Here is a 9021-nt window from a genome sequence, read left to right as displayed (position 1 = left end):
CGGATCGTTCTCCGCTATCGGCACGTTTACCTTCTTGATGCTGCTCAGCGCCCTCGCCGATCGCATCACCTCCTGACTTTCAACTTTAAGCGCTGCGCACGTCGCGGCAAGGATTCCCCGTGTCCGCACAACAGCAAGTCATCAAGATCGACGACATCAGCGAAGAAAACGCGCCGGCCATTTACGTCGCCGGTGGTCTTGGCCAGTTCTTCGACGCGGTAGCCGCTGAGGTCACCGCCGAGGTTCCAGACCTGACCACTCGCAAGGGCCGCGAGCGTATCGCCTCTCTGGCGGCAAAGGTCAGCAAGTCGAAGACAGCCGTGGAAAAGCCGGGCCGCGATTACCTCAAACGCCTGAAGGAAATGCCAAAGGTCGTCGAGGCCGAGTTGCGCGACTTCGTCAACAAGATGGACGCGCTGCGGGACGCCACTCGCCAGCCGCTGACGGACTGGGAGCAGGCCGAGATTGCCCGGACAGACGCTCACGTCGACGCCATCCAACAGATCAAGGACCTGGCCATCTTCGAAGCGGCGCCAACGTCCGCCCACTTGGCTGACATCATCGCCGACCTCGAACTGCTCGAAATCGGCGATAGCTGGGAAGAGTTCTTGGCCGAAGCCGCCCAGGTGAAAGACCAGACGCTGATCAAGCTGCGCACCCTGCACACCGAGCGAGCGCGGTACGAAGCTGAGCAGGCCGAATTGATCCGGTTGCGCGCCGAAGCCGAAGCACAGGCTCAGCGCGATCGGGACGCACAGATCGCCCGGGAAGCTGAAGAGCGCACCCGCCGCGAAGCTGAGCAGCGTGCACAGGCCGAACGAGAAGCTGCCGCCCGCCGCGAGCAGGAGCTGCTTGATCAAGCTGCCGCCGCACAGCGTGCTGCCGAGCAAGCTGCCCGCGACGCAGAAGCTCAGGCCGAACGTCAGCGCCTCCAGCTTGAGCAGCAGGCCGAGCAGGCTCGACTAGCAGCAGAGAAGGCGGAAGCGAATCGCATCGCCGCCGAGCAACGTGCCGAGCAGGCCGCAGAGCAAGCTCGTGCTGACGAGCGCCGCCGCGCCGATGCAGCGGCTGCCGAAATCCTCCGCCAGCAGCAGGCGCGCGAGGCCGATCTGGAACACAAAAAGCAGATCAATCGCGCCGCCCTGGAAGCCTTCATTGAAGGCGGCATGACCAAGGAATGCGCAAAGCAGGCAATCACCCTGATTGCGCAGCGCAAGATCCCCGCCATTTCAATCAGCTACTGAGGTCGCTATGAGCAATCTGGCAGTGACAGAAAAGGTCGAGCGCGTCCCGGCCGTGCAAACCGAATCGGCAACAATCATGTCGATCATCCAACAGGTGGCGATGTCTCCGGATGCTGACATCGACAAGATGGAACGCTTGATGGCAATGCACGAACGCTACCAGGCGCAGCAGGCGAAACAGCAGTACGACGAAGCGCTGGCTCAGATGCAGGAGGAAATGCCGGTGATCGGCGAACGCGGAGCGATCCGCGACAAGTTCAAGAACGTTCAATCCACCTACGCGCTGTGGGAAGACATCAACGAACAAATCAAACCCGTCCTCGCCAAGCACGGGTTTGGCTTGTCGTTCCGAATTCCACGCACTCAGGGCGGGGTTGAGGTCGAGGGCGTACTCAGCCACCGCGCCGGCCATCGAGAGGTGACGTCGATCTTTCTCCCTGCGGATGTCAGCGGCAATAAAAACGCCGTTCAGGCGGTGGCCAGCTCTGTCAGTTACGGGAAACGCTACACCGCCGGCGCATTGCTCAACTTCACCACCACGGGCGAAGACGATGACGGCCAAGGCGCCAATAAGAATCCCGAACCGCCGAAAGAGCCGGTCATCACCGCTGGCCAGGCCGCTCAACTGGACGCGTTGCTGAAGAGGTGCAGTCAGGTGCTACAGGACAACTTCGCGGCCAAATACGGGTGTACAGCCAACGTCTTCAAATCCGAGTTCGATGCAGTTTCAGCGCGGATCACCAAAGCAGCCAGCCGGCCGCAGGAGTAAACCATGCAAATCATCACGGATATTCAGCAAGGTACGCCTGAGTGGCTTGCTTTGCGCCTTGGCATTGTCACCTGCTCGGAGTTGGACAGCCTGCTGGTCAACGGAAAGGGTGAAGCTGGATTCGGCGCAGGGGCATTCACCTACATGAACACCCTGATCGGCGAGCGCATCACTGGCGAGCTGGCCGACCCATTCACGGGCAACCGCCATACCGAACGCGGCCACGAACTGGAAGGCGCCGCGCGCACCCTGTACGAAGATCGCGAAGAAGTGAAAACCACGCAGGTCGGCATCATCCTCAACCATGGCATCGGTTACTCGCCGGACTCCCTGGTGCTTGAGGACGGACTGACAGAAATCAAAACCAAGCTTCCTAAGCTACAGGTCGAGGTGATCCTCGGCGGTGAGATCCCGAAAGAGCACATCGCCCAATGCCAAGGCGGCTTGTGGGTGTCGGAACGCGAGTGGATCGACTTCGTCTGCTACTGGCCGGGCATGCCGCTTTTCATCAAGCGCGCCTACCGCGACGAAGCAATGATCCGCAAGCTCTCGGAGCGGGTGAAAACCTTCTACGAGATCCTTGAGGATCGCATGAACCAGGTACTGGGGATCGCAGCATGATCAGTCTCAACCTCAACGCAGTTCGTGAAAAGCAAACTGAGTCAGAACGGATCTCCGCTGCGATGGCCGACTTCTGGACGCGGCCCGGCGGCACCTTCAAAGAGTTGCCGCCGGTGCGCATGAAGCCCAGGCCAGCGCGACGGGACTGGGTAGACCCTGAAACGGTCCTCAAGCGACGGCCGAAGCCGATCTCGGCGGCCGAACGCAAGGCGCTGCGCAAAATGGCGGACTCGCTATGAAGTCGAAACGCAAACCCAACAACGGTTTCGCCCGGGCTGAACGCAGTTGCCGGGCGCTGCTGCGCACCAACCACGTCGCGGTGGTGAACATTGATCCCAGCGGTAGCCAGATCATGGCGAACTGGAAGAGCTGCAAGCAGATCCGCAGTCTGGCGATTGCCAACGCGATATTCGATTTCTCCTACCGCTGGACGATCTACATCGCCGCCATGTGTCGAGACGAGCGCGGCGCCGAGTACATCAAGTCGGTCGAGATCTCGCCAGAGGGCATCTACAAGGTCGAGCGCCTGACCGATGCCATCGAGCATTACTACCTGGAGCTGCGCAACAGCGCGAACCCGAACCATCTGGCTGCGTCGGGCTGGATCGCCATTCCGGATGAAGTTTCGATGGATGAAGCCGAAGCCGCGAAGCTGTTCTACGCCGCCGGCGCATGGCATCAGGTGAAGGTCGCAGCGTGAGACGTTTTCGCACCCAACAACGCAAACGACAGACCTGGCTGGACTTGCCGGCCAGCGGAATTGAAGAGGTAGGCCATGGCCAAGAGCAATGCGCAATTGCAGAAGGACAAGCGAGCCAAGGAAAAGGCGCTGCTCGATCGGATCGGCGCCGAGAAGCGATCGCTGATTGTTTCGAAAGCGTTGGATGACGCGCTTCAGGTGCTGGGCGAACGCCACGGCTTCGAGGAATGGCAGGAGACGGTGTCGACGTTCATGATCAATCTCGCCGCAGCGCCTGCGGAAGAGTCGGAACGCTTCGTAAAAATGTCGCGACCTAAAATCGTCGTTAAGGATAAGTGGTCGCGGGAGCTTGAAGCGTTCGCCGCGACCGGCACTGAACACATTCTCGATTAATGCTGGATTTTACTTTTCGAAATACGCCACAGCGCCTCAAGCTTTTTATCGGCAGCAGCAGCTCTCTCGTAACATCGATCCATATGCGTCAGACGCTGATTCATGACCATAAGAAGATCGCCGTCATTACTGTGACAATCAGCTAAAAAGTCCTCGCAGCAATGACCAATTGTTGACCATGCGCTGAATATTTCAGCGCTATGAATCAAGTCTACGCTGAATGAGTGATATACGCGCATCGCGCTTTCTAATAGGTTTTTGTGTCTTTCAAAATCTGGCTGCGAAAGGTTATTTTCCTTCATAAGCTTAAGGCTGGTTTCCATCCCAACACAAAGGTGCGCAGCTTGTAGCACGAGCTTTGTACAGTGCTCTACCTCCGATAGTTTTTTTGCCTCTGCGGCTCGCAAATACTGCGTGTTTGCAACAATTACCGCGAAGACAATAGCAAGTACCGAACCGACAGCCTGAAGCCATCCCGAAATAACCTGATTGGTTTGAACATCTGCTCTAGTCGAAACAATGACGAGGCAGGCTAAAAGTGTTGCATGCCCTACCAGCGTTCCGATCAGACCTTTTCTTCGAATATCCAGAATCATCACAAACCCCAATTTGTTTCCGGCAAATATACCGGCGAGGCGCCACTATGCCCATCACTTACGGCTCGGTCTGCAGCGGCATCGAGGCGGCAACGCTTGCATGGAAGCCGCTCGGCATGCGGGCGACCTGGTTCGCTGAGATCGAAGCGTTCCCCAGCGCGGTGCTGGCTCACCACTACCCGAATACGCCGAACCTCGGCGACATGACCAAGCTCGGCGCCCAGGTGCTGGCCGGCAAGATCGCAGCACCGGACGTCCTCGTCGGCGGCACGCCGTGCCAGGCCTTCTCGGTCGCCGGGATGCGCGAAGGCCTCACCGACCCGCGCGGCGCACTCACCATCAAATACGTGGAGCTCGCAGATGCAGTTGACTATGTTCGAGCAGGTCAGCGAAAGCCGCCCTGCGTCATCGTCTGGGAAAACGTCCCCGGTGTCCTCAGCGACAAAGGCAACGCCTTCGGATGCTTTCTTGGCGCGCTTGCTGGGGAAGACTGCGAATTGCAGCCTTCAGGGAAGAAATGGCCGGACGCTGGTTGTGTGTATGGACCCAAAAGAACAATCGCGTGGCGGATCCTGGACGCCCAATATTTCGGCCTGGCCCAACGACGCCGCCGTGTGTTCGTTGTCGCAAGTGCTCGAGACGGATTCGATCCCACCGAGGTACTTCTTGAGCGAGAAGGCCTGCGCCGGGATACTGCGCCGCGCCGAGGCGAGGGGCAGGACGTTACCGGATCAGCTCCTTTCGGCCCTGCGCTCCAATGCGGATGCGGATACACCTTCGGAGAATCATTAGGGCAGTACGGCTGTCCGAACTGCGAGGGCGACGAAGGGCCGGCGGTTGGTGTGTTCTGCGGCGTTCCAGCGTTCGGTGGCCACAGCTTAGGCGGATCTGTCGAACGTTCTGCAACGCTCACAGCGAAGGACACCCGACTCGACATGGAGAGTGAGACGTTCTTTGTTCACGAAGAACATCAAACTGTTGGAACTCTCGCCGGCACATCACCTGGTGGCGGATGGCGTATTGGAGCAGATGAAGCGGCAGCAGGCCATCTTGTGGTTCACGGCACTCAGGACCCTGATGTCAATATCGATTTGGCTCACCCGCTCGGTCGAAACAGCGGGCAAGAGAACGCTGTGTATTGTCGAGAAGTTGCGCAGACTATAACGAGCAATTACGGGAAGCAGCTGGACAACACCGACTCAGCATTGGGGTCGAACATCGTCGCAGCTTTCGCCGAGAACTCTCGATCGGAGCTGCGGTACGAGAGCGGCGACGGCAGCATCACCGGGGCGCTCAGTGGTGGCGGCGGGAAAGCTGGACAAGGAATGCCGGCAGCTCAGGTCGGTGCATCCGTGCGGCGCTTGATCCCGCGCGAATGTGAACGGCTCCAGGGAATGCCAGATGACTACACACTGATCCCTTGGCGCGGAAAGCCCGCCGAGGATTGTCCGGACGGCCCGCGCTACAAAGCGATCGGCAACAGCAAGGCGGTCACCGTCGTCCGTTGGATCGGCCGGCGCATTCTCAAACAACTCTGAATCCACCCTCCACCGCCCGGGCATGCCCCGGCATAGGACGCCCAATGCCCACAGAAAACCGAAATCACCCAGCCGACCATGCAGCCATTGAGCGTCTGCACCAGCAGTACGTCGGAAAAATCGAACGTTTCTCCGATGAGCTGATGGTGTTTCAGGATGCAGCCTACGCAATGGGTCTGGACCGTGGCGCCGAGCTGGCCAAGTCGCCGGGCGTGACTCTCGCTGCCGACCGCGCCAACCGCCTGTACCTGGCCGGGCCGATGACTGGCTTCGAAGACTTCAACTTCCCCGCCTTCAACAAGATGGCCGCTGATCTGCGCGCCCGGGGCTATGTCGTCGAAAACCCGGCAGAGCACGGCGTCGTCGACGGTGCTGACTGGGCCGACTACATGGCCTACGACCTGACCCGCCTCGGCCTCTGCGGTCAGGTCGCGGTGCTGCCCGGCTGGGAGAACTCGAAAGGCGCCCGGCTCGAAGTGCACATTGCCCGCGAGCTCGGCATGAAGGTTGTGAATGCCCATGATCTGGTATCGATGCCGTAATTACGCCGCGATGCCTGAAGCAGCCGCTCTCTAGCGTAATACAGCTATTTGACCAACCGGAGGTAAGGCCGCTCTTTCGGCCCTATGAGAAATTCTTCCTTGGTCGCTGCAAGAAGTTTCGATAATTTTTGAAGGTAGATGGAGCAAAGCTCATCCGTACTCATATCCCTGAGTTCCTGCGGAATATTCTCTGGCAAGCTATGGAAAACTTGGCGGACCTCTCCAACAGATTTGGGGATACTGACGTAGTATTTGATCGATTCACCACCACCCAAGTCCATCTCCCATCCAGATCCACCGTTCTGATCACCCATGAAAAATGATGTGGATTCGAACGGCGGCTTTTCTAACTTTGCTAAGTCATTACCGTTGAGACTATGGATCGTTGCTGATACAGAAACATCTAAGCGCCCCTGCTTTTCCAGATTGTTTCTGGCCTCGACGAAATAACGCATAAGAGGATCGGCACGCATTTGATCTTGAAACGGTGCGTACCAGCTATTGAATCTGGACTCACCAACAATGGATCGCAGATTTTGTATAACAAATGTCACGGATCTTCCGAATACCAAGACGTTCCTCAAGCCCGCTGATCGCGCTGATGGAGCGCCACTTTTGAGAACCTTAAGTCCAAAATAGGCGGTATCGAGCACTTGCTCGGCACGCTTGATCGCGAGATTTGTCGACTCTGCATCCATTTTTTTGGCCAGCCTTTTCCTAGGATTTACGAATGTAACTCCGGAATTGAAAGGCTGAAAGAAAAAACCTCCCCTCCCCTTCAAAGTCAGCCGCTATAGCGGCAAGGACGACCCATGTCTCAAATAAAGGAACGGCCGATCCTGTTCTCGGCGCCGATGGTGCGCGCCATTCAGGATGGCCGGAAGACGGTAACGCGGCGACCGGTCAAAGGGTCAGCCCTGAAATGGCTGGAAGAGTTCGCGCCGGAGTTCGTCGCGCTTTCAGCCAATGAGCTTTGCCCGTTCGGCCAGATCGGCGAACGGCTTTGGGTGCGCGAGACCTGGTACTGCGATCACTTCGAAGTTCAGAAAGGCCCGTACCTACAGCCCGCCGACATGCATGACCTTGATCAATCGCGAGAGGACGGCGAACTGGTGTACGCCGCCGATGGACTGGCTCCCTATGAGCAAGAGCAACCGACGTGGAAGCCAAGCATCCACATGCCGCGCTGGGCCTGCCGCATCCTGCTGGAGATCACCGACTTGCGCGTCGAGCGGTTGCAGGACATCAGTGATGAACAGGCCCAAGCTGAAGGCTGCTTCTTCACCGATTACGGGCGCAAGTGCGGTCACTCCGGGAAAGGCTGGACCGAGGTCGGCGACTGCCCGGCGCCGAAGGAACATCACCCGCAGCGCGATGGCTGGATGTGGGACAAGACAACCAGTCATGAACAATGCCTGGGCGCGCCACGCTGGGCTTTCGGCAACCTCTGGAACTCGACCGGCGGCGACTGGGACGCCAACCCGTGGGTCTGGGTCGTCGAGTTCAAACGGGTGACGCCATGATCGCCCTCGCCTGGTTCTCCTACGTGTACTGCTACAAGGGGCCGCGGTGATGACCGAACAAAACACCAAAGAATTTTACTCGGCCGATCAAGCTGCTCAGCATGCCGCCGACTGGTGCAAGCGAAATCCAGCATGGCGCCGGATCTGTGATATCCCGGATATCTCCGTGTTCGAAAAAACCTACGACGAGATTCCAAAACGCGAGCGCGCCTACTGGGACAAGAACGGCGGCGAAGAATGCTGGCGAGAATTCGGGACCAGAGGAACCAAGGTGCCAACTGGTTTCATCTCCGGCAAGGGTGAGTTTTTCGACCATGTGCTCAAGGTGCCGCTCCATCACAACCTGATGACGGTTTATCGCGTTGGCAGGCGCTGGAAGCCATGAACCGAATGGTCAGCGTCCGCACCGAGGAACTGACCGGCCCGGCGCTGGACTGGGCGATCAACGCGATTGAGGGTGAGCAGCAGCCGGGCACCGGTCAGTTGCAACTCTTCGCCCTGCCCGACGCCGAGCGGCTTATCACGAAGTACGGCGTCTGGGTCGACGCTGGCCACCGGCACCAATGGCTGGCCGACGCGACAAACGACCCGTTCAACCGCCAGCCCGGCGAAACCCGAACCATCGCCGTGTTCCGCGCCGTGATCTTCGCCAAGCGCGGCGCCGCGGTGAAAGTCCCCGCCGAACTGATCTAGCAATAACCCCTACCACTCAACAGCCTGCCGGTGTACGGCGGGCGAGGTGTACCCATGAAAAAAGAACAGTTGCCAGAAGTGGTGGCAGCAGTCGCGCGTGCCATTGAAGCCGGTAAAGCCGCGGCAGCAGCTGCACCGGACGATGGCGGTACCGCGAACCTCGATCGCGTTTATCTGCGCGTCGGCCTTCTTCGCGAGAAGACGCTCCACGATGCCGGACTTCATGGCTGGATGCAGTCAGCCAGCACCTACCACGCCCGAGCCTTTCACCTCGGCGCGCCGTTTGATGGCCAGGGTAACCGGCGCTATGCCGGCGTGCAGGCCATGCACAAGTCGCTGCAATCCGAAGGCGTCGATTGCGGCGTCTGGTACCAAATGGATTAACCCATCACCACCTTCTGC

The 9021-nt window shown here is 58.8% G+C and carries 14 protein-coding genes; 12 read left to right on the top strand and 2 right to left on the bottom strand.

Annotation, left to right across the window (positions count from 1 at the left end):
• Positions 1 to 119: 119 nt before the first annotated feature.
• The 6 genes from ACZ0AZ_RS18890 (at position 120) to ACZ0AZ_RS18865 (ending at position 3727) form a co-directional block, all read left to right on the top strand.
• Complete coding sequence (locus tag ACZ0AZ_RS18890; RefSeq protein WP_463537885.1) at positions 120 to 1244, top strand: hypothetical protein; 1125 nt, start codon at positions 120 to 122, stop codon at positions 1242 to 1244.
• Between the two features lie 7 nt (positions 1245 to 1251).
• Complete coding sequence (locus tag ACZ0AZ_RS18885) at positions 1252 to 2013, top strand: ERF family protein (protein ID WP_463537884.1); 762 nt, start codon at positions 1252 to 1254, stop codon at positions 2011 to 2013.
• Between the two features lie 3 nt (positions 2014 to 2016).
• On the top strand, positions 2017 to 2634 hold the full coding sequence (locus ACZ0AZ_RS18880; RefSeq protein ID WP_463537883.1) for a lambda exonuclease family protein: 618 nt from the start codon (positions 2017 to 2019) through the stop codon (positions 2632 to 2634).
• A complete protein-coding gene (locus tag ACZ0AZ_RS18875) occupies positions 2631 to 2873 on the top strand; it encodes a hypothetical protein (RefSeq protein ID WP_463537882.1) in 243 nt (80 codons plus the stop codon). The genes ACZ0AZ_RS18880 and ACZ0AZ_RS18875 overlap by 4 nt, the downstream gene beginning before the upstream one ends.
• Positions 2870 to 3334: a hypothetical protein gene (locus tag ACZ0AZ_RS18870; RefSeq protein WP_463537881.1), complete on the top strand. Its 465-nt coding sequence runs from the start codon at positions 2870 to 2872 to the stop codon at positions 3332 to 3334. The genes ACZ0AZ_RS18875 and ACZ0AZ_RS18870 overlap by 4 nt, the downstream gene beginning before the upstream one ends.
• Positions 3335 to 3409: 75 nt before the next feature.
• Positions 3410 to 3727 carry a hypothetical protein gene (locus ACZ0AZ_RS18865; protein WP_463537880.1) on the top strand — a complete coding sequence of 106 codons (318 nt, stop codon included), beginning with the start codon at positions 3410 to 3412 and terminating at the stop codon, positions 3725 to 3727.
• Here ACZ0AZ_RS18865 and ACZ0AZ_RS18860 read toward each other — a convergent pair.
• On the bottom strand, positions 3724 to 4323 hold the full coding sequence (locus ACZ0AZ_RS18860; protein ID WP_141231845.1) for a hypothetical protein: 600 nt from the start codon (positions 4321 to 4323) through the stop codon (positions 3724 to 3726). The genes ACZ0AZ_RS18865 and ACZ0AZ_RS18860 overlap by 4 nt on opposite strands.
• A 47-nt stretch (positions 4324 to 4370) precedes the next feature.
• Between ACZ0AZ_RS18860 and ACZ0AZ_RS18855 the strand changes: the two genes are divergently transcribed.
• Positions 4371 to 5861: a DNA cytosine methyltransferase gene (locus tag ACZ0AZ_RS18855; protein WP_463537879.1), complete on the top strand. Its 1491-nt coding sequence runs from the start codon at positions 4371 to 4373 to the stop codon at positions 5859 to 5861.
• A gap of 44 nt (positions 5862 to 5905) precedes the next feature.
• Positions 5906 to 6403, top strand: a complete 498-nt coding sequence (locus ACZ0AZ_RS18850) for a DUF4406 domain-containing protein (protein WP_463537878.1) — start codon at positions 5906 to 5908, stop codon at positions 6401 to 6403.
• A 44-nt stretch (positions 6404 to 6447) separates the two neighbouring features.
• On the opposite strand, the gene ACZ0AZ_RS18845 is transcribed toward ACZ0AZ_RS18850, so the two are convergent.
• Entirely contained in the window at positions 6448 to 7101 is a 654-nt protein-coding gene (locus ACZ0AZ_RS18845; protein ID WP_463537877.1) for a hypothetical protein, read from the bottom strand.
• A 114-nt stretch (positions 7102 to 7215) separates the two neighbouring features.
• Between ACZ0AZ_RS18845 and ACZ0AZ_RS18840 the strand changes: the two genes are divergently transcribed.
• The 4 genes from ACZ0AZ_RS18840 to ACZ0AZ_RS18825 are packed head-to-tail and all read left to right on the top strand — an operon-like array spanning position 7216 to position 9003.
• Positions 7216 to 7926, top strand: coding sequence for a hypothetical protein (locus tag ACZ0AZ_RS18840; RefSeq protein WP_463537876.1), 711 nt, complete (start codon positions 7216 to 7218; stop codon positions 7924 to 7926).
• A 49-nt stretch (positions 7927 to 7975) separates the two neighbouring features.
• Positions 7976 to 8311, top strand: a complete 336-nt coding sequence (locus tag ACZ0AZ_RS18835) for a hypothetical protein (protein ID WP_463537875.1) — start codon at positions 7976 to 7978, stop codon at positions 8309 to 8311.
• Positions 8308 to 8619, top strand: coding sequence for a hypothetical protein (locus ACZ0AZ_RS18830; RefSeq protein WP_463537874.1), 312 nt, complete (start codon positions 8308 to 8310; stop codon positions 8617 to 8619). The genes ACZ0AZ_RS18835 and ACZ0AZ_RS18830 overlap by 4 nt, the downstream gene beginning before the upstream one ends.
• 54 nt (positions 8620 to 8673) lie before the next feature.
• Positions 8674 to 9003 carry a hypothetical protein gene (locus ACZ0AZ_RS18825; RefSeq protein ID WP_463537873.1) on the top strand — a complete coding sequence of 110 codons (330 nt, stop codon included), beginning with the start codon at positions 8674 to 8676 and terminating at the stop codon, positions 9001 to 9003.
• Positions 9004 to 9021 lie beyond the last annotated feature (18 nt).

Source organism: Pseudomonas sp. AC239 (genome assembly GCF_979258545.1).
Note: the sequence above shows the minus strand (reverse complement) of the source record. Positions and strands in the feature narration are given on the sequence as shown.